Raw genomic sequence first — 22,575 nt, forward strand, 5'->3', positions numbered from 1 at the left:
TTGCATGGACGGTTTCTCTGCCAGAAGCCAACTTTCTATCGTGACATACTCCCGCCCTCACCCTGTCGGGTAGAGTGCGGGCTTCATGGCTTACGCCACGCTTCGCTAACAGTGACTCCGGTTAAGGACATTTCCTGAGCTTAAGGACTCCGTCCCGCTGGCGCGAAAAGGACGGGATGCCCCACCGCCCTGTCCTTGATAAGTAAGGCAGAGTTCTGTTCGCGTAAGCGGGACGTAGTCCTTTCCCTGGGCAACTCCAAGCCGCAGTGAGGGCAGGAATGCCACCTCTCACTCAGGCTTTTGGGAACTTTCCGACCGCACCCAGAACACTCTTGACTTGTGCCGTTGGGGTTCACTGCAATCGTCAACAGCCCAGCTCTCTCAGCCTTACTGTGAGAATGCGCAAGAAACTGGTCCACCCGGCATCCAGAACAGATTTGGCTAGGTTGGTTCTGGCAAGACCCTTAACGTTAAGTGCCTCATGGGCAATATGTTTTCCCTTGCTTAATAACCACTTGGCTACCTTGTCGTGGAAGTCTTTGCGCTGATTGGCGACTTTCAGGTGCGCCTTTGCCAACCGCTTCAAGGCTTTCTTGTAGCGGTTTGACCCCTTCCGCTTACGGGACAAAGACCGCTGCAATTGCTTCAACCTTTTTTGTGCCCTGCGATAACACCGTGGAACCGGAACAACTTCCCCCTGGTCAAATCCAACCCCATATCGATCCCTATCGTGTTTTCCAGGGTTGGAGGGTCGGGATCAAGTTCGGGAACAGAAGAGTCTTGCAGGCTCAACGTCACATACCAGCCATCAGCCTTACGGGTGACGGTAGCCGTCTTAATCACAAAACCTTCAGGCAGAGGACGGTTCTGGATGAGCTTGACCAAGCCGATTTTAGGCAGGTGGATAAACTTTCCCCGAATACAGTTCTGTTTCATCTGGGGATACGTAAAGGAACGATACCGACCTGCCCCCTTAAACCTTGGCTTGCCTAGCCTCTTGCCGTTAATGTTTCCTTTCAGCCAGCGGTCAAAGGCTTGCTGTACTCGCTCTATGCAGTTTTGCAAGACTTGCGAGTGAATGGTCTTGTACTCCGGAAAGAGTGCTTTTGTGTTTACTAGGTCGCGCTTCTGTGAGTAGTAGTCTGGCTCATCTTTCAGCTCAGGTAAGTGACAGACCAGTAGAGAACAGGCATGGACATCGCAGCGGTTTTGTTTCCACCACTTGAAGCGCTCTGCCAAGCGATAGTTATACTGCTTGCGCAGCAACTCTAGCCACTTCTCCATCAGGGCAATCTGGCTAGAGGTAGGACGCAAGCGGTACTGGTAGGCAACTCTCACGTAAGAGTATCCAAGAGCTACTACACTGATTATAGCAGCAGTGAAAGCTGAAGGGCTATGAAAGACGACTTTGTCTCTAGCGGCAGGGCTGTGTCCGATTTAAAGGCGCACTTAGTCTTAACGACCAAGTACCGCCGCCAGGTACTCACTGCTGAGATGTTACAGCGCTTACATGAGATCCTGTATAATCTCTGCCAAAAATGGAACTGCAAGCTTATTGAGTTTAACGGTGAAGCAGATCATGCTCACCTTCTATTTCAATACTACCCACAGATAACTTTGTCCAAGTTTGTGAATAATATTAAAAATCTGTCTCTAGTCGCAGACTGAGAAGCGAATTCACGGACAGAAGGATCTACCGAAAAGATGTTCTGTGGAATGAATCGTATCTCATTGCTTCGTGTGGCGGCGTTACCGTTTCGGTTTTGCGTCAGTACATTGAAAACCAAGGTGTCCCCGCCTCTCATCCCGACCCAAGCGCTCCGCGCCGCTAGCGCGAACACCCTGGCGAGTAGAGGGCGGGGCTTCTCGGCGGGGCTAGCTAACGGGCCGTGGCCGACGGCAAGGCTCCAAAGGAAGCCAAAGCGTCCTATACTAGTGCGGCTATCGCCCTTGCATGGAGGCTGCTGCCTATGTCTGAACTCCTCCCCTTGCCCTCGCTCCACAACCAAGTGGCCGTGGTTACGGGAGCCAGCCGAGGCATTGGCCGGGCCATTGCCCTGCATCTAGGAGCCATTGGTGCCAAGGTAGTCGTCAACTACGCCCACTCTGCCGCCGAGGCCGAAGCGCTAGTGCAGGAGATTGCCGCCGTGGGAGGGGAGGGGATGGCCCTGGCCGCCGATGTCTCCCAACCCCTAGAAGTGGAGCGGCTCTTTGAGCAGGTGATGGAGCGGTGGGGCCGGGTGGACGTGCTGGTTAACAATGCTGGCATTACCCGCGATGCCCTCTTGTTGCGCCTAAAGCCGGAAGACTGGCAGGCAGTGCTGGATCTCAACCTTACGGGAGTCTTCCTCTGCCTGAAAGCAGCCGCCAAGATCATGGTCAAGCAGCGGCAGGGACGCATCATCAACATCACCTCAGTGGTGGGCTTGGTGGGCAACGCCGGCCAGGCCAACTACAGCGCTGCCAAAGCGGGGGTAATTGGTCTAACCAAGACAGCAGCCCGCGAGCTGGCCAGCCGCAACATCACCGTCAACGCTGTCGCCCCTGGCTTTATCACTACCCAGATGACGGAAAAGCTGGATCCTGGCCCCATCCTGGCCCAAATTCCTCTGGGGCGACTGGGATCCCCGGCGGAAGTGGCGGGGCTAGTGCGCTTTTTGGCGGCTGACCCGGCGGCGGCCTACATCACCGGCCAAGTCTTTGCCATCGACGGCGGCATGACGATGGCCTAGAGCCTTCCGGTTCTGGAAGACTTGTCCTGACTCCACGATTCTTTCTACTCCAGCTCCAGAAGTTCTGCCAATTCGGCAAAGCTGTCCACCACAGCATCGGCGCCTGCCTGACGCAGCTCTAGTGGTGTAAAGGCAGTGGTGAGGCCCACCGCAAGGCAGCCTGCCCCCTTAGCCGCGCGGATCCCGTGGGCAGAGTCTTCAACCACCAAACACAAGCTGGGATCCAAGCCCACTTTGGCAGCTGTTTTCAAATAGGGCTCGGGGTCGGGCTTGGCTCGCTGGATGTCTTCAGCGGTAATCACGGCGTCAAACCAGCGGCCTAGGTCAAAGCGTTGGAAAATCTGCTCCTGATCCCGACGGGTAGCAGAGGTGGTGAGGGCAAGGGCCGAAAAGCGACGGCGGCTGAGCTCCAGAAACTCCAACACCCCCGGCACCAAGGGCACCTCTTCCAACAGCTCCCCAAAAGCCCTGGCCTTTTCCTCAATCAAGCGCTGCACCAGCAGGGGCCGCTCTGCGGGCGGGGTGTCCGTCAAGTGTTCCACGAGATACTCAAACATGTCCCGGTCAGTGCGCCCCTTAAACTGCAGGGAGACGGGAGCCAGATCTAGAGCAAGCCGGCAGCGCTCCAAGGCAATAGCGCCGGCACGGGCGTGGATTGGCTCCGAATCCACGATGACCCCGTCCATATCCAAAAAGAGGCCGGCAGTTGCCTCAGCGGCACGGAGCACTTTGGGGGGCAGCATGGGGCTGAAGGACGTTGGGGGGCCAAAGCGGCAGATAGGCTAGGAGGGCGTTTCCGAAGGCAACTGGGACCAGCCACAGAAGCGGCTGACCACCTCCCAGAGGGTTTCTAGAACATCGGTGAGGGCATGGTCACTCTCCACAGCTACCAGTTGCGCCCAGGGGCGATGGGCGACGTAGTTGCGGCTGGCTTGGATGGGGATGACTTCGTCGCGGGTCCCATGCACAATCAGGGTGGGCACAGGCCGGCGCAGTGCCTCCTCGGGGTAGCGCTGGGCATCGGTAACAAAGTCATAGGCCAAGGGCAGCGGCCGCCCTTCTTGGTGGTGAAAGACCAGCATTTGCCCGCTGCGTTGCCAAGCTTCCACGGCTTCAGCCCCTAGCCGCGCCAGCCAATGTTGCAAGAAGCCAAAGGCCGGTGCCAGCAACACCAGCCGTTCCACGCAAGACTGCTGCTCAGCTACCCAGGCAGCCACTACACCTCCCAGGCTAGAGCCAATCAGGGTAACAGGAGGATGCCCCATGGCAGCCAACTGTTCAGAAACTTGCCGGATCTGGCGAGAGAGAGTGAGCTGGGTAAAGTTGCCTTGGTTGAGATCCGGCACCTCCAGAGGGATCCCAAGCCGCTGCAGCCGCTGGCGGAAAAAGGCAGCCTTGGCTGATTGCGGCCCCGAGCCAAAGCCGTGCAAGTAGATGACTGCCACGCTACTTATTGCCCTGCGCCTGCGGAGAGCCAGCCTGCTCCCAGCACCACACTGATGGAGAGAAAAAGGGTAGCCACCGTCCAGGTGAGGCGGTTCAGATTTTGCTCAGCGCTCTTGGGGCTGGCAAACAACTGGGCTTGCCCGCTAATAGCCGCCAGGCCATCTCCCTTGGGGCTGTGCAACAGCACCAGGATCACCAGCAAAATAGCCGAGGCAGACCAGAGAAACTCGAAAAAAGCTTCCATTGCCGAGGATCCCACTAGGGCACATTGCTGGAGTTATTATCACTCGGATTCCAACTCTAATGCACCCTGGGCCTTCCCCTAGCTAACTTTAGGGTTGTGCGCTCGACTCAGCTCACAAGGTTGGGGCTGAGCCTCCTCGACTTTGTCGGTCACTAGAGGGGCGCCAAAGCAACCCCTGGCTACTGGGTTGGGCAAGCTTGGCACTTGACGGATGGATCCCTGGCGCAAGCAGGAGTGCAGGCGACGCAGCAGGAAGAAATCCGCCTCGGAACAGCCATCTTGAAATAGCCTCAGGTTCAGCTCGTGTTCTTGAGCAGCGGTAAGCAGACCAGTCCTCATAGCTGCTTGGATGATCTGCTGGATGGCGGTTGCCCTAGCTTCGCTCATAGCAGAGGTGCTCCCGGGGGAGGTCTTTGTCTATTCTCGACAAGAGCTCCTGCTCTGGGCTCCGCTAAATGGCGGATTGAACGTCTGCACTTTGGGTCTGCCCTTGTAAACTCCAGGGTTACGCAAAGCCCCCGGCTTGAGCGGCGAGGCAAAGCTAGGCCGCCTGCCCCTTCAACTGCTGCAGGGATCGGAACAGGAGAACCACATAGACCCAGAAGATGGGCTCAACGGCTGTGACAGCGGCAGCTGCAACCATGCTCACCCCAAAGTCGCCAACATCAGCCACAACTGTGACAAATCCAACTATCAATCCACCCGCAAAAACAAGAATCAAGCCCAGGACCAGAAGGGCCCAAAACACGCCCCACCAACGACCTTTGACGAGATTCCAACTGTAGCGCAGCCCTCCTGTAGTTCCTTGATTTTCTAGAGCAATGGCACAAGGTGTGAGGGCCAGCTTAACCCCTACATAAATGCCTGGAATGATCAGAAAGATGGAGGCAAGGGAAGAGAGGAGTGCTGCTAAGAGGGTGCCCAGAACTAGAGGCACTGCCTTCGAGACAGCTCGGTCGAGGCTGTTGCCCAGCAGGGGCGCTTGCCGCTCCAGGTGCTGATCCACCAGCCACAAGGCTGCTCCGCCTAGGATCGGTGCAACAACAATGCCATAGGCCAGTTGGAGGATCCCCCCGAGAAGTGGGGTCAGCTCCGTGACGATGGCCAGAATAAAGCCTGGAGAGGCCAGGATCAGCAACGGCCAGTAGATGGGACCTACCAACTCAAACGACCGCTGCAGGAGCGGGATTGGGCTAAGCGTTTTGCATGGCGGAGGGATCCCTGTGGGCGATTAAGTCCACCCCCTTCATACCACGGGATCCCAGCTTTGGTTCCGGGAGTAGAGTTAAGAAAGTCTACAAGGCCGATTTTTGCAGGATCCAGGCCGCTGCCTGTTCGCCGCTGCGCAGGGATCCCTCGATGCTGCTCTGGTGAGTGTACTCTCCAGCCCAGAGAAGGCCTGGCAGGCCGCTATAGGTGGGAACCAAATGCTGCTGGAAGCCAGGCGGCTGCACAAACTGGGCAAAAGGGATGCGATACACCCGCAGCAGGCGCAACTGTTTCAAGGGGGCTTTGGGAAAATAGACCTGCAGCTCGGCCCGACAGGTTTGGGCCAGCTCCTCGTCGCTCAAGGGGGGATCCCCCAATACCGTCACCGAATAGAGGTGTTGGCCAGGAGGAGCTAGTGCCGGGCTGATGCGGGTGAGCTGAACCCAGTGGTTGATCCAGCCTTGGCCGCTGGCGTTGAGGTACAAGTAGGCGCCGCGGGCTAGAGAAAAGGGAGCGCAGAAGTAGAGGCAGGTAACCGACCGTCCCTGGGTGGGAATGGGCATAGCGGCATGGGGACAGAGCTCGGCTTGCCAGGCCCGCGCCTGAGGGGCCTCGGTGGCGCAGACCACCCACTCGGCAGGGATCTCCTCTCCGCCGGCGGTGCGGATCCCGCGCACTCTCCCTTCCTCGACCAGGATGCGCTCCACCGGGGTTTGGTAGCGGATCTGCTCTGGGGAGAGGTGGCTGGCCAGTTGGCGGGCAAGTTCTCCCATGCCCAGCGCTGGGGTGACAATGGCCCCCTCGGCCATCATCTTGAAATAGAACGCCAAGAGACGGGCACTGCTGGCCATCTCTGGATCCAGAAGAATGCCGCGGAAAAAGGGGTAGAAGAAGTGCTGGCAGATCTTGGCGGAGAACCCGTACCCCTCTAGGAACTCTCGCACCGAGCCATCGGATCCCCCCAGCCCTTCCTGGAAGACCTGCTCCGGCGTGCGCTGCGCCAGCTCCGCTCGCAACTGCAGCACCTTGAGCTTGTCCCCAAAGCTAGCCAGGGGGTTGAATAGGGAAGGGACGAAGCTGGCTGGATCCCGCAGCGGATCCCCTAACAGCCAGCAGCGACCGGATCGGGCCAGGATAGCTCCCGGACGGTAGGGGCAGGGGTCAAGTCTGCTCAGATCCAGATGCCGCCGCACCTGAGGGTAGGCCGTAAACAGCACCTGAAAGCCGCGATCCAGGCGAAAGCCCTCCACCTCGTCGGTGCGCACCCGGCCCCCGGGGCCGTCGCTTTTTTCCAAAACTAGGACATCCCTCCACCCCGCCTGACTCAGCACCTTGGCGCAGGTTAAGCCGGCCAGCCCCGCCCCGATAACCACTACTTTGCCCATGCTCTGCCGGGATCCTTTCTCGCCCACGTATTCTAGCTGCCTCCTTCTCTCACCTGAGCCGTCCGGCCACCCCGGGAAATCCACTACACTGAGTAAAGCTGGTAGTACAAGCCAGCCTGCGTCCCTCCCTTCGTTTGCCGAGCTGTTCTCCAGGCTGGCTGCCGCTGTGCCCTATGGCTTCTGTCAACCCAACCTTGCCCATTCAGTGGATCGATGCCGATTCGGGAGAGGTGGTAGACGAATGCCCCTGGGAAACCAGCCCCCATCCGGGCACCTACGTTCAACTAGCCGAGCAGCACTACCTGGTTTTAGAAAAGCGCCACTCCTACCAGTTGCGGCAGGGCAAATATCACCTCTGTGGCATCCGCGCCCTCATTCGCCCAGTGAGCCCACCCCCTGAAGCAGGCCAGTTTTTGGGGGATCCCTCCTGTCGCTTCAATGCCCGCTCGCCCCTGTTGCGCTGCGCCGTTAACCCCAGTGGGCCCTGCCAGGGTTGCCCGCACTACGAGCCGGTGCCACGGCGTTAGCCCTCTAACTCAAGCGCTAGCACTTTGGTGAGAGCGCGGCTGGTGTTTTCCCGAAACTCCGCTACGCTCACCCGGCCCAGCAGATACACTGCCAGCAACATCACCCCCGCCTCCACTCCAAAGACGGTGGCATAGGCCAGCACCGAGGAAGTGGGGAAAAGTAGCCGCCCCAGATCGAGCAAAGCGCCGCCAATGAGGGTAGAAAGCGCCTGCGACATCGCCTGGGCCAAGCCCCACGCGCCGATGAAGGTGCCGGCGGTTTCTGCTGCTGTCAAATCCAACATTAGGCTAATGGCGCCGTTGGTGGTGATCCCTGAGGCTAAGCCGAACAGGATCATACATAGCTGCAGCAGCTGCGGCTTGCCTGTAAACCCTGCGGCAATGGTCAGCCCAAAAGAAAGGGCCACCAGCAGGCAGCCCAAGCGGGCAGTCGTCTGCTTGCCCAGCCTAGGCACGATGAGAAAGCCAGTCACCACAATCCCTACCAAGACGCCTATGCTCCAAAAGGCGTTGAGCTGGGTGCTCTGGGCTACCGTCATGCCAAACACCTCGCCGCCATAGGGCTCGAGAACCGGCTGTTGGATGAACAGGCCCATGGTCATCAGGACCAAAAAGCTGAAGAAGATCAGGGTTTGGCGGCTGGCGGTGAGCACCTTGAGGGCCGTGCCCAGGGTAATCTGATCCTCCCGCCCGGCCAAGGTGGAACGGGATCCATAGCGGGAATAGCGCTTTTCTACCCCCCAGGTAGCAATGACCCCCAGCAGGATCACCACGGCAGGAATGACGATAAAGAGGCGGTTAATCGTACTCTGGAGATTCTCTAGATCCAGGCCGCGCAGCAGCACCGCCGAGCCAATCGCTCCCCCGGCAATGCCCAACATCAGCATCGACCAGACGATCCCCACCAACTGGGAGCGGTTGTGCTCATCGGAAACGTCCACCAGCAGCGCCGCAAAGGGCGTGGAGCAGGCACTGAGGCAAAGCCCGTAAAGAGCAAACATGAAGGCGGCCAGAGCAATCCAGCCATAGGTGGCCAGCGACCAGCCACTTCTAGCAAAGCTCTGCCCCAAACCCCACACCACCTGCACCGCCAAAAAGATGCACAGGGCAAAGAGCACCGATCCCAGGCGTACATAGCCGCTGCGGTGCGTCCCAAACAAAGGCTTGGCATCGGAAAGCTGCCCAAACCAGACGCGGGCCGGAGACACCAACTGGTGCATGGCCAGGGATCCCCCTGCTACCGTGGCCGGGATGGCCAAGAGATTGGGGTCAATCATGACCCGGTTGAGCACCCCCAGCGTCAGCAGCGACATCATCCCCAAGCCCATCTGAAATAGGCCCAAGCGAAACATGACGTGCAACGGCAAGGAGGGGATCGCCGGCTGGGGGTTTTGGGCAAGAGCCGAAGCAGCCGACAAGTTGACCTCAGGATCCCGTTGAAGATTGGCCATGATCTGGGAAAGTTGGCAGGAGCGCTACAATTTCTATATGGTAGCCCAGGTGGCTTGGGATCCCGGCAGAGGCATTAGGGCTGCCGAACGTGAATAAGGGAGGTCAGGTTACAATCCAGTCCTACAAAGCCACCGACAATGGTGCGATCTTCGCCGACGATGTAGCCCAAATTACCGCCAGATTGCCCGCGTCTACCGAGAGGCCGACTCCGTGGGCAGCTTGGCGATCCAGCCAGAGACGGACCGCCCAACCGAGTACGACCGCGACGCAGAGACAGAGCGTCCCTTTCCCTTTCCTTGGTTTCCTTGGTGGCCGCGACACTAGGGCCTGCTGCGCATTTTTCCCACAACCTGCCGCCAGGTGGCAACATCTTCTCGCGCCTGGGTTTCTCCACTACACTGACTACTGACCTGACGCCAAGGGGAATGGGTGTCGGCCCGATATCCTCGGCAAGGTCAGGGTCTGCAGAGACAGTTGCCAAGGTCTCATTTCTTGAGGCCATGGTGCTTGTCTGTGCCAGCTCTTGCCCAAGGCAGTGGGGATCTTTTCCGGCAACCCTATGGCTGAGGCAGTTCCCATTCGGCGCTACGACCTGTTTGTGCAAGCTTCACGGCTACTGCAGCGCTACCGGCAGTTGACGCCGGAACTGCGTCCAGTAGGGCTGGAGGTAGCTCTGGCTATCCAGTACCATCGCGCCCAGGCCGGCTCGCGATCCCTTCTGCCGCCGGTGGGATCTCCCCATGGCCTGCCCCTGGAGCAGGTGGCCCAGCGCATTTGTGACCCGTTTTACACCAAAACTCACCCTCTCTTACCCACGCTGCCAGAGACAGGGGAGCCCCTGGTGTGGCCCCTGTTTAACCAAGGGGAAAATGGCCTTGTTCGGCCTCTGGCGCCAAGCAAAGTGGGGGGCAAATTGGTCGAACGCCGCTGGCTCAAAGCCTGCAACAGCCAGGAAGGCATTGGTTGTCATGCCCTGGCCGCCCACTTGTGGCAGGACGAGCGTTTTTTAGCAGCAGACCGGGATCTGTGTCCCTTTCGCCTCTACGACGGGCGCTACCCCCTAAGCGTGGATCAAGGGCGGCAAACCTGTGGCTTCGACGACCATCCCTGTGGTTGGCAGCCCGGCCACCCCAAAATGCTGCAGGTGGTGGGCAAAGGCAGACAGGCCGAGATCCTGCTTCCCCACTGGACTGACGCGATGTGGGCCATGCTTATCCCGCCCCATCGCCCTCTACCCATCTATCCTCTCCTGGTGATGCTCTACTTTGGCCAGGAGACTCTGCAAAAGGGTCGGGATCGCCTTTCTGTGGAACAGTTCCGTCTAGATTTTCAGTTTAGCCACTCCCAACTCAAGCTGTTGTTTGACACCCACCCGGAACACCCTCTCAACCGCCCTCTGCTTGCCCTGGCTGCGCAGCCGGAGGTGGAGTGGGGAGCCGTCGAGCTGTTGCCCTCTATGCCACCCCTCTTGCACCAACCTGCAGGGGGTAGGGTGGTTTTGGATCCCGATGAGCCGCCCCAGTTTTGCAGCAGTGGTATCCCTTCCTCTGCCGGGACAGACCCGCTGATGGCAGAGCGCCGCCGCCGGCGTCAGTTGGAGCGCAGCGAGCGCCACAACGAAATCTTGCACCAGTTTCGCCGCTGGTTCCGTCTGGCTGGATTGGAAGTGCGCGAAGACCAGCACACCTTTGACTTCTTAGCGGTTGCAGACGGGCAGCTGCTTTTGGCCGAGGTGAAATTGCTACACCACAAAGATGCAGCAGAGGTCATGCAGGAGGTGGTGGGGCAGTTGCTCTACTACGAGCGTTTTGCCCTCACGCCTTGGCTAGAGCAGGGCTTTTCCGTCCAAAAAGCCGCCGTTTTTGACGGGCCGCCGCCGGATCCTTACATCCGCTTCCTTGAGGACCTGGGGATTGCCACCTACTGGATCAACGAGCAGCAGATGATCGATGGGCCGGAAAGCTCGCTGCGGCTGCTGCGCCAGATGGAAGTGCGGGTACGGCCGGATCCCGAGTTGGGAGACTAGGCCAACGCATCTTTCCTAGGACTAGCTACTGCCAACAGAGACAGGCCAAAGGGCAGGGGGAACTTGGGGATCAAATAGGCTTCTGCAGCAAAGATCTCAGCTAAAAGCCAGTTGACCCAGGGCAAGGGCATCTTCAGATCCTGACTCTCCCTGAGGCGTAGGCCCTTTTGGGCTAGGCGGATCCCTGCTGCCAATGGAAAGAGAAAGCTGTTGAAAAAGGTAAAGATATAAGTTTCCAAGCCGACGCTTTTAAGTAGGGAGCGAAGTTGTTCCGGCGTGTAGCGTCTCTTGTGGTGATTGAGTTCGTCGTGGGTACTCCACAGCCAGGGGTAGGCCGGTACCGTAATCACCATGTAGCCAGAGGGCTTTAGCCTCTTGGTAAGGGCTTCCAGAGCCGCTTTGTCTTCCTCCAAATGCTCTAGGACGTCCAGCAGAGCAATCAAATCAAATTGTTGAGAACCAAAAGGGATCCGATGCGGCAATTCCCCTTCGGCCACGACTCCAATTCCACGGGCCCGGGCAATAGGCAATGCTATCTCGCTTCTTTCCACTGCGAAGACCTGGCCAAATTGAGACAACATTTCCAGGTTGCCACCGCTGCCACAGCCGACTTCCAAAATACAAGCTGCGGGAGGAAGAGGGATCCTTGCAATAACCCGGCTGAGAATGCGACGGCGGCCCAGAAACCACCAATGCCGATCTTCTAGGCTCGCCACTTGTTCATAAGCTTTGGGATCCATAAACCCCTAGCCAAAAGGCGAGGTTAAAGCTCAGGGAATTCTAAGCCTTGACTCTAGGCTTTGTAGGGCGTTCTCATCCAATTTCTAAGGAGATAACCTAGCCTTGCCCCAGCGGTTTTTGCGGTACCACGCCGCAATGTGCGGGCACCACGCTTCAAAGTGGGGCCAAATCAGGTCGCACAACTCCCGAATTTCACGCTGCGCATCTGCCTTGGCACGTAGATCCAAAAAATGCATCAAGCTACGGCAGTTAAAACTCACCACGAAGTGCTGCCGAATGCCGTAGCCTAAAACGCAGCGAGCATCCTCAGGCGGTACACCGCACTCGGTTACCAAGCGGCGGTAGGCGGCCACTTGGCTGCGGTATTGCTCTAGCACAATGCCTAGCGCCTCTGGGGAGATGGGGCAAACTCCCTCGCGAGTCTTGGCCTGCCCCTCCTTGATGTTGGCGGGGACATAGAACACCTGCTCCAGTTGGTCAGGGCTGGGATCGGATCCCAGTTCCAGAAGCTGCTTCCCAGTGTACCGAAACGACTGCACATCGAACGACACCCCAATACGGTGCGTGCGCGCCTGCTGCACCACTAAGTGCGGAAAATACCCCACAGCAAACGTAATCTGCGGATGCTCCAAAGGCCCATAATGCCCACGGTCACCCTCCAATAGGTGCCGCACCACCGCCTCACCGTAATTGGCCGGGACGCGACTGGCAGCCGTAACGTACTCCGCACTGTAGTCCTGGTGCATCGCCAGCCAGATCACCCGCTCGGGATCTGGGGTTTGGCTGAGCACCTCCACCCGGAATAGGGTATCCACTGTTACTTCCCGAAGGGTAGGGGGAAGACACCTAGAGAAGGCGACGAGCCCGCGTTTCTTCCGCTATCACCCCACTCAAGCTTGGATTGCTACGCAGCAACCCTGCCACATAAAGGGTATAGACTTTGCCTGCCTCCAATTGCAGGTCAAAGCGTTGCAGGGGGATCCTGGGAGCGACGGTGAACACCTGGACTTGGGTAAAGCCGGGGCGCATCACCTGAAAGGTAGAAGCCTGCCCAAAGGCCAACTGGGGTATCAGCACTCGTCCCCGCTCCCCTTGCCATTGCAGAGGGGGCGCGTCGGGGGCAGCGTGGACAAACCGCACCAGGGCCTGATCGAACAGGGGGTTAATATTGTCTTCTAGTACCAAGGCCGTCACGCGATTGGGCTCGTCAGCGGCCACCACTGAGAATACTCCCCCACCTCTAAAGTTGGCCACCGTTTTGGCCACCACCTGAGAAGACAAGGACGTCACGGGCGTTGCAAGCAACAGGATGTCGTACTCTCCTGTCGGCAGGCGGGTATACTCGCTCACCGAGCCATAGGCTACACTGCGCGCTACCTTGACGCCCCCCACTTCCAAGTCAAGGGGAGGGGTATTGGGGGCCACATGTACCAGGCGCACCTGAACCTCGGCGACCCCTGCAGCGGCTATGGGGATGGCACAGCCGGACAAAAGCCCCGGCATCCAGGCGCCACCCACTAGGCAAAGCACTGCGCGCGCCCACTGTTGCGCAATTTTCATCGCTCACTCCCACTCCTCACACCCAACGTTCATTTGGAGAGCGAGCTGCTGAATTCTCCAAAAGGGCATTTTCGCTCCCCGAAGGGATCCCATCCTGCTGACGCCAAAGAACCTGCTTTTGTCTTACTCCACCTTTGCGCCCAATGCCATAAGCTGGCTAGGACTTGCCCGACTCCCTAGATTGGGATCCCAGCGCTGGGATCGGGGACGGCTAGTGGAGAAGAGCGGCGGCTGAACAAGCGGAAATAGGTGCTGACGGCCAACTCTTTCAGCGGGAAAAGTAGGTAGGTGAGGGGGTTGATGGTGACGATGATGTTGCGGCAGTCGCGTTTGGCCTGGGCCAGGATTTGGGCGGCCACCCAATCCCCCGACATAACTCCAATCGGGTTGAGCTGGCTCTTGAAAGGGCCAAGGATAAGCTTGCGCACCACGCAGGGAGCATCGAGACGGCGCAGGGTCACCAGGTCGCCCAGGGCCCGTTTGGAGAGCTCGTAGAGGGGGCTAAAAGCAGGGCTGACCTCGGCTTCGGAGGTGTTCACCCAGACCTCTTTGGTGGCCATTTCCCGATTGCCGCGCACCGTCTGGAAAAATAGCTCCATCAGGCGCCATGCCGAGAAGGTGTTGACGGCATAGGACTGGCGAACCGATTCGGGATCCCGTTGCCTATGGACGTTTAGGCCGTGGTTGATTACCAGGATATCGACCTCCTCCAGGAGCTCGGCCAGGGATCCCTCCTGCCCCACCTGCCAGCGAACAGTCGGCACCGGCTGGAGTTGTCCATCCACTTCGATGGAAACCGAATCCGCATGGGAGCTGAGGGCGATGACTTGGGCCCCATGGCGGGAAAAGTGCTTCAAGAGGGCCCGGCCCAGGGTGCCAGAGGCGCCAGTGATGGCCACGCGCTTGCCTTTAAAGGAGAGACTGCTGCCCATGATCCGATCCAGCAAGGTTAGGGTGCCGCAGAAGTAGGCGTTGGTGTCGTCAAAGTGGTGCCGCCAGTGGTAGGCGCGGTTAACATGCCACTGGCTGGGAGGAGTAGGGAAAGGCCCCGGCTGGTGGGTAATATCCGTTTGCAGAGCTAGCCCGCAGCCCCGCAGCAGGCCAGCAGCCAAGAAACTGGCCGAGTAGACCACTCCCACCGCCGCTGCCAGGCCGTACAGCCAGGATCCCTGTCCCAACAGCACCACCCAGGGGATCCCAGCCAGAAGCATCGTCGCCGCTTCTGGGACGTCGTGGTGCCACTGGGATTCCCGGTATAACTTTGGGTCTACCACGCTGAGATCGGGGCGAAACAGGCGGTGGTGCAGGGTGTGTTTGGGCATCAGCCAGGGCCACTGGTGAGCTAGCCAATGGCGCACATCCCGCACAATCTCGGCCCAAAGCACAGAAGCCAGGGCCACAGCCCCGACCCCCAGCCACTGGGCTACGCTGCTAACCTCCATAGGGCTTTGCTACCAATAGCCGAGCCATGCTAGGCTCGCCGTCGCCTCTTTGCATCAGCGACCCCTAGGAAGAATCATCGCAAAGAGGCCATCCCAATCGCAATCAAGACGGCAGACGGGATCCTCAAGGGGTTCTGGGCGAGAGCTCGCGGATCTCAACCGTATCTCCAACTTGCAAGCCCAAGGCCGCTGCCGTCCCGCCACGGAACTCCAGCACGCTGTCCACTAGCTGGCTGGGGGGAGGCCCATAGGTGGGGCAGGGCAGGGCGGGACAGCCGGGCACATTGGCGGCGATGTACACCACCCGGCCTTGGTGGAGAAAGATAATGTCCAGGTTCAGCGGTGTGTTGAACATCCAAAAGGCAACCGGCTGGGGTGGGTCGAAGGGGAACCACATGCCGCGATTGGGCGGCAAATCGGTGCGGAACATCAGGCCCAGCCGCTGTTGCTCAGGGGTGCGAGCCACTTCCAGATCAAAGCGCCGACCGGCAAGGGTTACTTCTGCTTCCACGGGCAGGCGCTGGGGCTCTCCTTCGGCGGGGGTAGCGTTGGCCACGGCTGCCGTCCCCTGGGCTTCCAAAGATGAGGGGGCACATCCCAGCAGCAGCAGAGCCAGGCCCAAGGCAATCCCGCCCACGGGGACAACCTGGTAGGAGCGCCGACCCCTCTGTGACTGCCAACTCATCCGCTCTGAGAGACCTACGAAACGCTAACAAACACTCCCATGATCCATGACTGGTAGCAGGCTCAACGCCTACCGCGCCGCCAGAGGGATCTCCACAGCCCTCACCTCCCGTCGAGCTGACAGTGGTTGCTCCTTGCCCTGGATAGAGCCCACAGGCTAGAGACGGAGCCAACTTTAGCCCAGGCAAAATGCCTAGAAAAAAGGCACCTGCCAGCTTACTAGCTTAGCTAGTCCACGTCAAGGCAGAAGGTGCGTTGGCGAAATTGCACATTGTGCCACAAGGTAGCGAATTGTCCGGCAACTCCGCACCGCTGTCGCGAACGAGGACTAGAGGAAAACCCTCAAGAAGAAGGCAAACCCAATAAAGGTCAAGCTAGGGGTTCTTGACGATGTAGGTAGCCTTGGCGTCTGGACCAAAGCTGATGACATCTCCCGACTTAAGCTGGTGGGTAGAGACTTTCTGGCCGTTGATCAACAGGCCGTTGGTGCTGGGCCGGCCCTCCAGATCCCCGTCCAGTATGCGATAGGAGTATTCTCCCTCCTTTTCAGCAGGGATGCGCAACAGCATGGCATGGTGGCGGGAGGCGTACTGAGAGTTAAGACAGATATCGTTGGCCAGGTCGCGACCGATGAAGTACTTTGCAGCCGTCAGCGCCTGCGTGCGGCGTCCATCTCGATCTTCCACGATGAGAAGATGCTGCTGAGCACTTGGAGGAGAAGGCACGGGGTCTACCATAGATCCTCAGGATCCTTCCGCTGCAACTGGCAGGGCCTACCATACACTATACCCGCCTCTGAACTGGCGAAGTTGAGCCTAGGATCAGTCGGGCAAACTTTGCAGCAACGGACCAACCCAGCCAGGAAAGAGAGTGTAGGCTGCTACTGCCCACTGGGCCATGCCGACGACCACTTCTGACTTGGAGTGGCAGACAGCCTCCCAGATGGCTGCGGCCACCTCTTCGGGCTGGCTAACCCAAAAGCTCTCCAGGGCCTGCTGCATTCGCTGCCGTGCCCTGCTTGGGTGGGTCAAGTTGTCCTCTCCCGGCTCCTCGAGAAAAATGGCCCGCTTGAGAAAGTTGCTGTTGACCAGGCCCGGATGGACACCGATGACCTGGATGCCGTGGGGTTGCAGCTCTAGACGCAGCGCCTCCGTCAGCCCGCTAACTGCATACTTGCTGGCACAATAGGCAGCCATCTGAGGCAGGGGCATTTTGCCACCTATAGAGCCGACGTTGACAATCTGGCCTCTTTTGCGCTTCAGCATGTCGGGGAGCACTGCCCGGATGGTGTGCAAATAGCCCCAGAAGTTAACTGCCATCAGCGCCTGCCAGTGTTCCAACGTCGTCTGCAGGAAAGGGCCACTCAGACAGATGCCGGCGTTGTTGATCAGGCAGTCGATGCGACCATAGCGCTCCAGGGTAGCCTCGACCAGCTTTTGCACCTGATCCGGCTGCGTCACATCGGTGGGGACGGCCAATACTTCCGCATTGAGGCTTTGCTCCAGCTCGATAGCTGTTTGCTTCAGAGTTTCGGCCGTGCGGGCAGCCAGCGCCAGGCGGTAGCCACCGCGGGCAAAGGTAAAGGCAGTTGCCCTGCCGATACCCTCGGAAGCGCCTGTAATTAAAACAACATCGCCCATCTTGCTGCTTTAGCAACTGAAGGGGAGCGCAGGGCTCCCTGTTTCTGTTGTAGCCTCTCCCGCACCTGCGAAGCCCTTGATAGGCTTAAACTACGGAAACTACGGAACGCCAGTGAAGAGGAGGGCTATGGCCTCCACCCACTCGTTTGATATTGTCAGCGACTTCAACCGGCAGGAGTTGGTGAATGCGCTAGACCAGGTTCAGCGGGAGGTTAAGCAGCGCTACGACCTCAAGGATACCCAGACGGAAATTAAGCTGGAGGAGGGATCCCTGACCATCACCACCGCCAGCGAGATGGCTCTCAACTCCATTCGGGATCTTCTCCTAGCCAAAGCAGCTAAGCGGGGCCTCTCCCTGAAGATCTTCGACTTTCAAGCTCCGGAAAGTGCCGCTGGCAACCGGGTGCGTCAGGTAGTTCGCCTCAAAAGAGGCATTGACCCGGCGTTGGCCAAGCAGATTGCCAAGCAAATCCGCGACAACTTCAAGAAGGTGCAGCCTTCGATTCAGGGAGATCTGGTGCGGGTTTTCGGCAAAGACAAGGATGAGCTGCAGGCGGTAATTCAAATGCTCAAGCAGCAGGATTACCCGGTGGCACTGCAGTTTGTCAATTACCGGTAGCAGGGCAACAATCCAGTTCGCGTAGCCCCTTGGCTCTGGGCTTTTTGGGAGCTAGCCCCCAGAGAAGACCAGAATCCTTTACCATAGGCAGGTAGTGATCTCCATCTCCAACTGCAGCTCTACCGCGCCGGTATGTACACCATTTCTGAGTTCGATCGCCTGATCCAGTTTCTCCCGGTGGAGATCCGACCTGAGGTGCAGATCGAGATTGGATCCCCTGACCAGTCTCGGGTTGTGCAGCCGCTCTGGCGCTTCCCCTGGCAGAAGTACACCCGCTTTGCCATCGACCTTAGCCGTTGGCAGAAGCTGAGCCCTGATCAACAGAAGATCTACTTTTTGCGGGAAGCCGTGATGGCCACCGAGCTGGCCTTGGGAGACAACTGGTCGGCGCTGTTGCTGTATCCTGCTCTCATTGGAGCAGGCACGATGGGCATTCTGGTGGAGCTGCAGATGGGGGACAACCTTGGCGTGGCTCTGGCCGCTGGTTTGGCGGCGTCAGCAGTGTTCCTTCTGCGCAAAGCGGAGAAAGGCCAGAAGGCCCAGGTGGCAGCCGACGAGTTTGCCGTGCGCTATGCCTCCCAGAATGGCTACACGTCCGAACAGGCAGCTTCCATTTTGCTAAGTGCGCTGCAGCAGGTGGCTATTCTAGAAGATCGCGTTAAAACTGACTACGACACCACCATGCGCTACCGCAACCTGGAGTTTTTGGCGCAGCGAGGCCTGGGAGCTGGCACCCTGACCATCAACCCCAAGTACCGCAACAAGGGGCAGAGCTCCATCTCGAATCCCTTCCAAAACCCTTTCCAGCGCTGAGGCCTCTCAAAGCTAGTTAGGGATTGACTGGGCTTATTCTTCGTCCTCTTCCAACTCTGGAAGCTCCTCAGTTGGGGTGGACTTGATCGCCTCATCTTCTACAATCACAATTTCTGTATCGGGGCTGTAATACCGACGCACATCCCACTCCGTAATCCAGCGGCGAATAATTGACCGCACAGTGGTTGTGCTGTAGAGCTCAGGAAGCTGTGGCGGCGATGGGCGTACCCAATCGGGATAAGCTTTCTGGTAGAGATCCGCTACCCTATGCCACATGGATTGAATGGCCTCGCGGGCTTCTAAGCAGGAACGGAGAGGGGTAGCTTGGCTAATAGCCTCCATGCCGGCCTTTACGACTTCCTCAGACATATGCTTCTGGAGAGCTATCTTAGGTGCTTTCTCCCAATCTCCTTTTTCTTGTAGAATGACCCTCTCGAAATCGCGGGTTACTGCTCCTACGAAAACCAGCGGAGCTTTCTTTATTTCTTCAGGCAGGGTTGTTGTACCAAACAAGTGCCCAAGAACGCGGTACGACTTGACCCGCTGAAGAAGACTGTACTGGGCAATAAGCTCAATCTCATCCACCAAAACCACCAAGCCCCCAAACCCTATGGCCCGACATAGCTGGGCACAGAAGGCCAGGCGCTGCCAGTGTAGGCTTTCTGCAGGGGGTAGCTTGCCAATGGGATAAGCACCTGCCAAGCCGTGATCCCGTAGGCTTCGCCTTACCTCTGAGGACTTCAGAGTGGGCTCACCAGCCCAAAAGCGGACAATGGCGTCTAGCTTCTCGTCATCGCCTCCTAACCTTTGGTACAGAGCCAAGGTGGCCGGCCACCAGCCTGACCCAAACTGCCACTGGTTAACCCAAAGCTGGAACTTCTGGAAAGAAGGCGAGGAGTACTGTAGCCGGGCTGCCATGCCTTGGATCCCACGCTCAACCATGTCAGGGAGCTCGACCTGGGCAAGGAGGCGGGGAATCAGGCGATTGGGGTTACCGAGGGGCAACTCTTTGGAGACGACAACTAGGGAGGTGGCAAAATTATTCTTCCTTGCTCGCTCCTGCAGGGTTAGTAGAAGATGGGACTTGCCTGTCCCAAAATCCCCCTTTATCAGCATTCCTGCAGGGCCTGAACTAGCACCCTTGCACAGCTCTTGAAAACGCTCCTCAATCTGAGACTGCCAAGAGCCAAGTTCTGCAACTGCGAACCGGTTAGGAACGCCATTTCGTAGGGCTTCAATGGCCCGCCTAGCTGCAATCGCTACATTCATAGAAGCTGCACCATAGCTGTGCATGGATTAGGCTTTTGAAGAGAAGAAACCTCATTCTCAATTCGAGTTTGCAAAGCTCGATATCTATGATAAGACAGACGCTCAGATTCAATAAACTCTGGAGGAGCTAAGAAAATTAACACAGTTTTTTCTAGTTCACTCTCCGCATCGATAAACTCACGCAAAGTCTCGTAGAGCTCAAGGATTTGTCGACTGGTAAAGTTAGGGCGTCCACTGGGAGTCCGCTCGTAGTAGTGAAGCAAGCTGACAAGGACTGCTACTAAGCCGGATCGTCGTGTAAATAGTCTTAAGAAAGAAAGTAGAATCTCTCGAGCATTTGTCCTGTCAATCTTTCGAAAAATAGCCGCTTCACGCACCCGGCTGATAGAGCTCAGCGTACCTTTAAGCCACTCTTGAATTGCAGAGCATAGACCTTCCAGAGTGCCTGGGCTTTGAAGGGGTTCGTAGACAAGTCGGACTATGGCTTTGCGAAAGTCAAGGGCTAGTGAGTAATCCAGAAAAATACCTCTCTTAATTTCCCGCTGAAACTCTAGTTTGATCTCACGGGCTTCAATCTGATAGAATTCGGCCAACTGCTCTAAAGTGCAGTCCTGCAGATCTAGCCTGGGAGGGTATCCAATTTTTTGGAGAATGTTGAAGCGCAGATCTTTGGCAAAAGTCTCCCAATCTACTCTCTGAGCAAGGGCAAACCAAAGCTGTTCGACTGAATGCAGCTTTAAGCACTCCTCTGTCAAATCAAAAATATGAAAGGAATACTGGTTAAGCTTTTCCAGCAGCGCTTTCCGCACCCAAGAGTAGGAATCTTTCGGAACAACGGCCAGCTTGACAGTGGCACCACCTTCAGGGATAAAAGAACGCAAGTAGTCTTCTTCCAGACAGCGCAGCCACAAACCAGGCTCTAGCCGACCCTGGCCCTCTTCGCTCATAGCTTCTCAAACTCCAAAAGATAGTAGGCGTGCTCCACCCCAGCTTCGTCTCGAATGCGGTAGTAGCGACCCGAGCGCGTGCCTGTAGACGCGGAGAAGATCAAGCGGTAGCCCTCCACATGGTTGGTGCCATTTCGATCCAAGAGGTAAAGATGCCGCGTAAACTCCACTTCGGTGTAGTCTGGGTTGTTGAGGTGGAGCACCTCGAAGACATCGCGAGCAGGTACTTGAAGAGAACGAGGCAGCTCTGCGCTTGACTTTCTCAAGTAACCCGCTGCAATTTTTGCCGCTTTCCAGATGCGTTCAAGAACTACCTCTGGATTAGTTTCTTTCCCTTTGGTCATTCTTGCTCGGAGAATCTTCTCTGCAATGGCACTGGGCCGTTGAGAGCGTAGAAGCTTGCGATCTATGCGCACTCCCTCCCTGGAAAAGCGCACCAAGGCGGGGAAAGCTACAAAGACATGGGGGCTTTCCGTAGGCAGCCAAGGCTGGCCGACTCGTTCTCCTACCTCGCTAGCAAGTTCTTCAAGAGAAGTTCTCTCCAAAACCTGCTGGGTTTGTTCAAGGGCTTGTCTTACCGTCTCCACCTGGGAAAGAGCCTCGCTGAGGACAGAGCTACAGCCTTGTAGCTGGCGGCTCAGGGCTGGAACTTGCCCTCCTTTACAAGCGACTTGGGCTTTCCCTGCGGTCTCCTTTGCTTTCTTAGTCAGGGCAAATAGCTTGCCTAGCTCGTCGTCAAGAGTCTTGAAGAGGGCTTCAATCATTAGTTTTTGGGCCTTTTCTTCGAGAAATCTAGCATCACCAAGAGTTTGGGTGCAAGGCCTTCCCACCTCCGGCTCTTCAAGGCATACGCAGTTCCCCTTCCACCTCAAGGCGGGTGTAAGGGCCAATGGAGAGGAAGCGCTCCCCTAACATTTCAGCAGCAGCAGGCTGAATCCAGCCCATACGCTGCAGCAGGTGCAAAGCCAAGGCATATTTGGCCCGCGCTGCTCCATCCTGGACCTTGATGGCCAGGCCCATCCCCTCTCCGACGCGTCCAATGCACTGGATCCCTTCGGCGCCGGACTTGCTGACCAGCTCGCCTTGGGCAGCTCGCATCAACTCGGTGTCGAAACATCCCTCGCCCGCCACCATTTCCGGACAGTGGGTCATGGCGCGGACAATGGCTTCCAGCTCAGGCCGCTCTCCTGCAGTTAGTTGAGCATACAGGTAAGCTAGCTGGTTAAGTTGCAACTGGTAGGTGGGCACGCCGCAGTCATCGCGGGCAAATAAAAACTCTTCCGAGGGCATTTGCAACAAATCGGCCAACTTAGCCCGCACCAGAGCCTGAACGGGGTGTTGCCGCTGGGCGTAGTCCTGCAAAGTCCAGTTCTGGGCGCGGCTTGCTAGCAGCATGCCAGCGTGCTTGCCGGAGCAGTTGTGGCACAGTGGGCTGGGTTTTCCGGGTGGGGTGGGGCAGACCAGCAGCTCGGGGGAAAGATCGGCGCGCCAGAGCATGCTGAACACTTGCCGCGCATGGGCCGTAGTGCCCTGATGGGAGGCGCACATGATGGCGATGTCTTTCTCGCCAAGCCGATAGCGCTCGCGGATGCCCGTGGAGAGCATGGCCAGTGCCTGAAAGGGCTTGAGGGCAGAGCGGGCAAAGACGGGTGTGGTGCTTTTGCCGGCTACGGCCAGGGAGCGCCCGCGGCTATCGGCCACCACGGCTTGGCAATAATGGGTAGATTCGGTCAAGCCCTCCCGCAAAACGTGGATCAGCAGTTCGGGGGCAGTGGAGCGGTTCTCAAATGACATGAAACCCTGGGAAAGGGCCGGCGAGTCTAGAAAAGGGGCGTGTAC

26 protein-coding genes and 1 pseudogene are annotated in these 22,575 nt (G+C 57.9%); 6 read left to right on the plus strand and 21 right to left on the minus strand.

Annotation, left to right across the window (positions count from 1 at the left end):
* Positions 1-140: 140 nt before the first annotated feature.
* The 3 genes from NW860_RS03575 to NW860_RS03585 are packed head-to-tail and all read right to left on the minus strand — an operon-like array spanning position 141 to position 1,338.
* Positions 141-419 (minus strand): zinc ribbon domain-containing protein, encoded by a 279-nt coding sequence (locus NW860_RS03575; RefSeq protein ID WP_414512432.1) that lies wholly within the window; start codon positions 417-419, stop codon positions 141-143.
* A complete protein-coding gene (locus NW860_RS03580; protein ID WP_414512434.1) occupies positions 365-649 on the minus strand; it encodes a transposase in 285 nt (94 codons plus the stop codon). Before NW860_RS03580 ends, NW860_RS03575 begins: the two co-directional genes overlap by 55 nt.
* Positions 646-1,338, minus strand: a complete 693-nt coding sequence (locus tag NW860_RS03585; protein WP_414512436.1) for an RNA-guided endonuclease InsQ/TnpB family protein — start codon at positions 1,336-1,338, stop codon at positions 646-648. The genes NW860_RS03580 and NW860_RS03585 overlap by 4 nt, the downstream gene beginning before the upstream one ends.
* 57 nt (positions 1,339-1,395) lie before the next feature.
* Here NW860_RS03585 and tnpA point away from each other — a divergent pair.
* Both tnpA and fabG read left to right on the plus strand, forming a co-directional pair.
* Positions 1,396-1,832 (plus strand): annotated as a pseudogene (tnpA, locus tag NW860_RS03590) (IS200/IS605 family transposase).
* A 156-nt stretch (positions 1,833-1,988) separates the two neighbouring features.
* Complete coding sequence (gene fabG, locus NW860_RS03595) at positions 1,989-2,732, plus strand: 3-oxoacyl-[acyl-carrier-protein] reductase (RefSeq protein ID WP_414512612.1); 744 nt, start codon at positions 1,989-1,991, stop codon at positions 2,730-2,732.
* Positions 2,733-2,776: 44 nt separating this feature from the next.
* On the opposite strand, the gene NW860_RS03600 is transcribed toward fabG, so the two are convergent.
* The 6 genes from NW860_RS03600 to NW860_RS03625 all read right to left on the minus strand — a co-directional run bounded on the left by NW860_RS03600 (position 2,777) and on the right by NW860_RS03625 (position 7,016).
* Positions 2,777-3,475: an HAD family hydrolase gene (locus NW860_RS03600; RefSeq protein WP_414423011.1), complete on the minus strand. Its 699-nt coding sequence runs from the start codon at positions 3,473-3,475 to the stop codon at positions 2,777-2,779.
* A 39-nt stretch (positions 3,476-3,514) separates the two neighbouring features.
* A complete protein-coding gene (locus NW860_RS03605; RefSeq protein WP_414512439.1) occupies positions 3,515-4,177 on the minus strand; it encodes a YqiA/YcfP family alpha/beta fold hydrolase in 663 nt (220 codons plus the stop codon).
* 5 nt (positions 4,178-4,182) lie between these two features.
* Positions 4,183-4,422, minus strand: a complete 240-nt coding sequence (secG, locus tag NW860_RS03610; protein ID WP_414512441.1) for a preprotein translocase subunit SecG — start codon at positions 4,420-4,422, stop codon at positions 4,183-4,185.
* Between the two features lie 78 nt (positions 4,423-4,500).
* Positions 4,501-4,809, minus strand: a complete 309-nt coding sequence (locus NW860_RS03615; RefSeq protein WP_414405120.1) for a hypothetical protein — start codon at positions 4,807-4,809, stop codon at positions 4,501-4,503.
* 154 nt (positions 4,810-4,963) lie between these two features.
* Positions 4,964-5,584, minus strand: coding sequence for a hypothetical protein (locus tag NW860_RS03620; protein ID WP_414512443.1), 621 nt, complete (start codon positions 5,582-5,584; stop codon positions 4,964-4,966).
* Between the two features lie 133 nt (positions 5,585-5,717).
* Positions 5,718-7,016 carry an FAD-dependent oxidoreductase gene (locus tag NW860_RS03625; protein ID WP_414512445.1) on the minus strand — a complete coding sequence of 433 codons (1,299 nt, stop codon included), beginning with the start codon at positions 7,014-7,016 and terminating at the stop codon, positions 5,718-5,720.
* Between the two features lie 173 nt (positions 7,017-7,189).
* Here NW860_RS03625 and NW860_RS03630 point away from each other — a divergent pair, with 173 nt between their 5' ends.
* The gene (locus tag NW860_RS03630; RefSeq protein ID WP_414395426.1) at positions 7,190-7,543 is read left to right on the plus strand and encodes a DUF6464 family protein; all 354 of its coding nucleotides are present in this window, start codon (positions 7,190-7,192) and stop codon (positions 7,541-7,543) included.
* Here NW860_RS03630 and NW860_RS03635 read toward each other — a convergent pair.
* Positions 7,540-8,994: a BCD family MFS transporter gene (locus NW860_RS03635; RefSeq protein ID WP_414512447.1), complete on the minus strand. Its 1,455-nt coding sequence runs from the start codon at positions 8,992-8,994 to the stop codon at positions 7,540-7,542. The genes NW860_RS03630 and NW860_RS03635 overlap by 4 nt on opposite strands.
* A 560-nt stretch (positions 8,995-9,554) precedes the next feature.
* On the opposite strand from NW860_RS03635, the gene NW860_RS03640 reads away from it, so the two are divergent.
* Positions 9,555-11,021, plus strand: a complete 1,467-nt coding sequence (locus tag NW860_RS03640) for a hypothetical protein (RefSeq protein ID WP_414512449.1) — start codon at positions 9,555-9,557, stop codon at positions 11,019-11,021.
* On the opposite strand, the gene NW860_RS03645 is transcribed toward NW860_RS03640, so the two are convergent.
* The 7 genes from NW860_RS03645 to NW860_RS03675 all read right to left on the minus strand — a co-directional run bounded on the left by NW860_RS03645 (position 11,018) and on the right by NW860_RS03675 (position 17,088).
* A complete protein-coding gene (locus NW860_RS03645; RefSeq protein WP_414512451.1) occupies positions 11,018-11,761 on the minus strand; it encodes a class I SAM-dependent methyltransferase in 744 nt (247 codons plus the stop codon). The genes NW860_RS03640 and NW860_RS03645 overlap by 4 nt on opposite strands.
* An 84-nt stretch (positions 11,762-11,845) precedes the next feature.
* Positions 11,846-12,577 (minus strand): FAD-dependent thymidylate synthase, encoded by a 732-nt coding sequence (gene thyX / locus NW860_RS03650; RefSeq protein WP_414405110.1) that lies wholly within the window; start codon positions 12,575-12,577, stop codon positions 11,846-11,848.
* A 31-nt stretch (positions 12,578-12,608) separates the two neighbouring features.
* A complete protein-coding gene (locus tag NW860_RS03655; RefSeq protein WP_414512453.1) occupies positions 12,609-13,322 on the minus strand; it encodes a DUF4397 domain-containing protein in 714 nt (237 codons plus the stop codon).
* 176 nt (positions 13,323-13,498) lie between these two features.
* Positions 13,499-14,764, minus strand: coding sequence for a bifunctional sterol desaturase/short chain dehydrogenase (locus NW860_RS03660; RefSeq protein WP_414512455.1), 1,266 nt, complete (start codon positions 14,762-14,764; stop codon positions 13,499-13,501).
* 124 nt (positions 14,765-14,888) lie between these two features.
* On the minus strand, positions 14,889-15,449 hold the full coding sequence (locus tag NW860_RS03665) for a DUF192 domain-containing protein (RefSeq protein WP_414512457.1): 561 nt from the start codon (positions 15,447-15,449) through the stop codon (positions 14,889-14,891).
* A gap of 373 nt (positions 15,450-15,822) precedes the next feature.
* Positions 15,823-16,185 (minus strand): FHA domain-containing protein, encoded by a 363-nt coding sequence (locus tag NW860_RS03670; RefSeq protein ID WP_414512459.1) that lies wholly within the window; start codon positions 16,183-16,185, stop codon positions 15,823-15,825.
* A gap of 84 nt (positions 16,186-16,269) precedes the next feature.
* Positions 16,270-17,088, minus strand: a complete 819-nt coding sequence (locus tag NW860_RS03675) for an SDR family oxidoreductase (RefSeq protein WP_414512461.1) — start codon at positions 17,086-17,088, stop codon at positions 16,270-16,272.
* A 127-nt stretch (positions 17,089-17,215) separates the two neighbouring features.
* On the opposite strand from NW860_RS03675, the gene NW860_RS03680 reads away from it, so the two are divergent.
* Positions 17,216-17,707 carry a YajQ family cyclic di-GMP-binding protein gene (locus NW860_RS03680; protein ID WP_414395400.1) on the plus strand — a complete coding sequence of 164 codons (492 nt, stop codon included), beginning with the start codon at positions 17,216-17,218 and terminating at the stop codon, positions 17,705-17,707.
* Positions 17,708-17,839: 132 nt separating this feature from the next.
* Complete coding sequence (locus NW860_RS03685) at positions 17,840-18,520, plus strand: DUF3318 domain-containing protein (protein WP_414512463.1); 681 nt, start codon at positions 17,840-17,842, stop codon at positions 18,518-18,520.
* A gap of 33 nt (positions 18,521-18,553) precedes the next feature.
* On the opposite strand, the gene NW860_RS03690 is transcribed toward NW860_RS03685, so the two are convergent.
* The 4 genes from NW860_RS03690 to NW860_RS03705 form a co-directional block, all read right to left on the minus strand.
* Positions 18,554-19,813: a BREX system ATP-binding domain-containing protein gene (locus tag NW860_RS03690; RefSeq protein ID WP_414512465.1), complete on the minus strand. Its 1,260-nt coding sequence runs from the start codon at positions 19,811-19,813 to the stop codon at positions 18,554-18,556.
* Positions 19,786-20,736: a hypothetical protein gene (locus NW860_RS03695; protein ID WP_414395392.1), complete on the minus strand. Its 951-nt coding sequence runs from the start codon at positions 20,734-20,736 to the stop codon at positions 19,786-19,788. Before NW860_RS03695 ends, NW860_RS03690 begins: the two co-directional genes overlap by 28 nt.
* Positions 20,733-21,500: a hypothetical protein gene (locus NW860_RS03700; protein WP_414511169.1), complete on the minus strand. Its 768-nt coding sequence runs from the start codon at positions 21,498-21,500 to the stop codon at positions 20,733-20,735. Before NW860_RS03700 ends, NW860_RS03695 begins: the two co-directional genes overlap by 4 nt.
* 76 nt (positions 21,501-21,576) lie before the next feature.
* Positions 21,577-22,530, minus strand: a complete 954-nt coding sequence (locus NW860_RS03705; protein ID WP_414395391.1) for an asparaginase — start codon at positions 22,528-22,530, stop codon at positions 21,577-21,579.
* Between the last annotated feature and the right edge of the window lie 45 nt (positions 22,531-22,575).

It is taken from the genome of Synechococcus sp. F70.1 (assembly GCF_047502745.1).
GTDB lineage: Bacteria > Cyanobacteriota > Cyanobacteriia > Thermostichales > Thermostichaceae > Thermostichus.

Excerpts from the sequence above, each read along its gene's own strand:
- NW860_RS03695 (WP_414395392.1), bottom strand. The coding sequence starts at position 20,736 with ATGAGCGAAGAGGGCCAGGGTCGGCTAGAGCCTGGTTTGTGGCTGCGC.
- NW860_RS03660 (WP_414512455.1), bottom strand. The coding sequence starts at position 14,764 with ATGGAGGTTAGCAGCGTAGCCCAGTGGCTGGGGGTCGGGGCTGTGGCC.
- NW860_RS03630 (WP_414395426.1), top strand. The coding sequence starts at position 7,190 with ATGGCTTCTGTCAACCCAACCTTGCCCATTCAGTGGATCGATGCCGAT.
- NW860_RS03615 (WP_414405120.1), bottom strand. The coding sequence starts at position 4,809 with ATGAGCGAAGCTAGGGCAACCGCCATCCAGCAGATCATCCAAGCAGCT.
- NW860_RS03685 (WP_414512463.1), top strand. The coding sequence starts at position 17,840 with ATGTACACCATTTCTGAGTTCGATCGCCTGATCCAGTTTCTCCCGGTG.
- NW860_RS03665 (WP_414512457.1), bottom strand. The coding sequence starts at position 15,449 with ATGAGTTGGCAGTCACAGAGGGGTCGGCGCTCCTACCAGGTTGTCCCC.
- NW860_RS03670 (WP_414512459.1), bottom strand. The coding sequence starts at position 16,185 with ATGGTAGACCCCGTGCCTTCTCCTCCAAGTGCTCAGCAGCATCTTCTC.
- NW860_RS03640 (WP_414512449.1), top strand. The coding sequence starts at position 9,555 with ATGGCTGAGGCAGTTCCCATTCGGCGCTACGACCTGTTTGTGCAAGCT.
- NW860_RS03680 (WP_414395400.1), top strand. The coding sequence starts at position 17,216 with ATGGCCTCCACCCACTCGTTTGATATTGTCAGCGACTTCAACCGGCAG.
- NW860_RS03635 (WP_414512447.1), bottom strand. The coding sequence starts at position 8,994 with ATGGCCAATCTTCAACGGGATCCTGAGGTCAACTTGTCGGCTGCTTCG.
- secG (WP_414512441.1), bottom strand. The coding sequence starts at position 4,422 with ATGGAAGCTTTTTTCGAGTTTCTCTGGTCTGCCTCGGCTATTTTGCTG.
- NW860_RS03600 (WP_414423011.1), bottom strand. The coding sequence starts at position 3,475 with ATGCTGCCCCCCAAAGTGCTCCGTGCCGCTGAGGCAACTGCCGGCCTC.
- NW860_RS03625 (WP_414512445.1), bottom strand. The coding sequence starts at position 7,016 with ATGGGCAAAGTAGTGGTTATCGGGGCGGGGCTGGCCGGCTTAACCTGC.
- NW860_RS03690 (WP_414512465.1), bottom strand. The coding sequence starts at position 19,813 with ATGCACAGCTATGGTGCAGCTTCTATGAATGTAGCGATTGCAGCTAGG.
- NW860_RS03705 (WP_414395391.1), bottom strand. The coding sequence starts at position 22,530 with ATGTCATTTGAGAACCGCTCCACTGCCCCCGAACTGCTGATCCACGTT.
- NW860_RS03655 (WP_414512453.1), bottom strand. The coding sequence starts at position 13,322 with ATGAAAATTGCGCAACAGTGGGCGCGCGCAGTGCTTTGCCTAGTGGGT.
- NW860_RS03700 (WP_414511169.1), bottom strand. The coding sequence starts at position 21,500 with ATGATTGAAGCCCTCTTCAAGACTCTTGACGACGAGCTAGGCAAGCTA.
- NW860_RS03645 (WP_414512451.1), bottom strand. The coding sequence starts at position 11,761 with ATGGATCCCAAAGCTTATGAACAAGTGGCGAGCCTAGAAGATCGGCAT.
- NW860_RS03675 (WP_414512461.1), bottom strand. The coding sequence starts at position 17,088 with ATGGGCGATGTTGTTTTAATTACAGGCGCTTCCGAGGGTATCGGCAGG.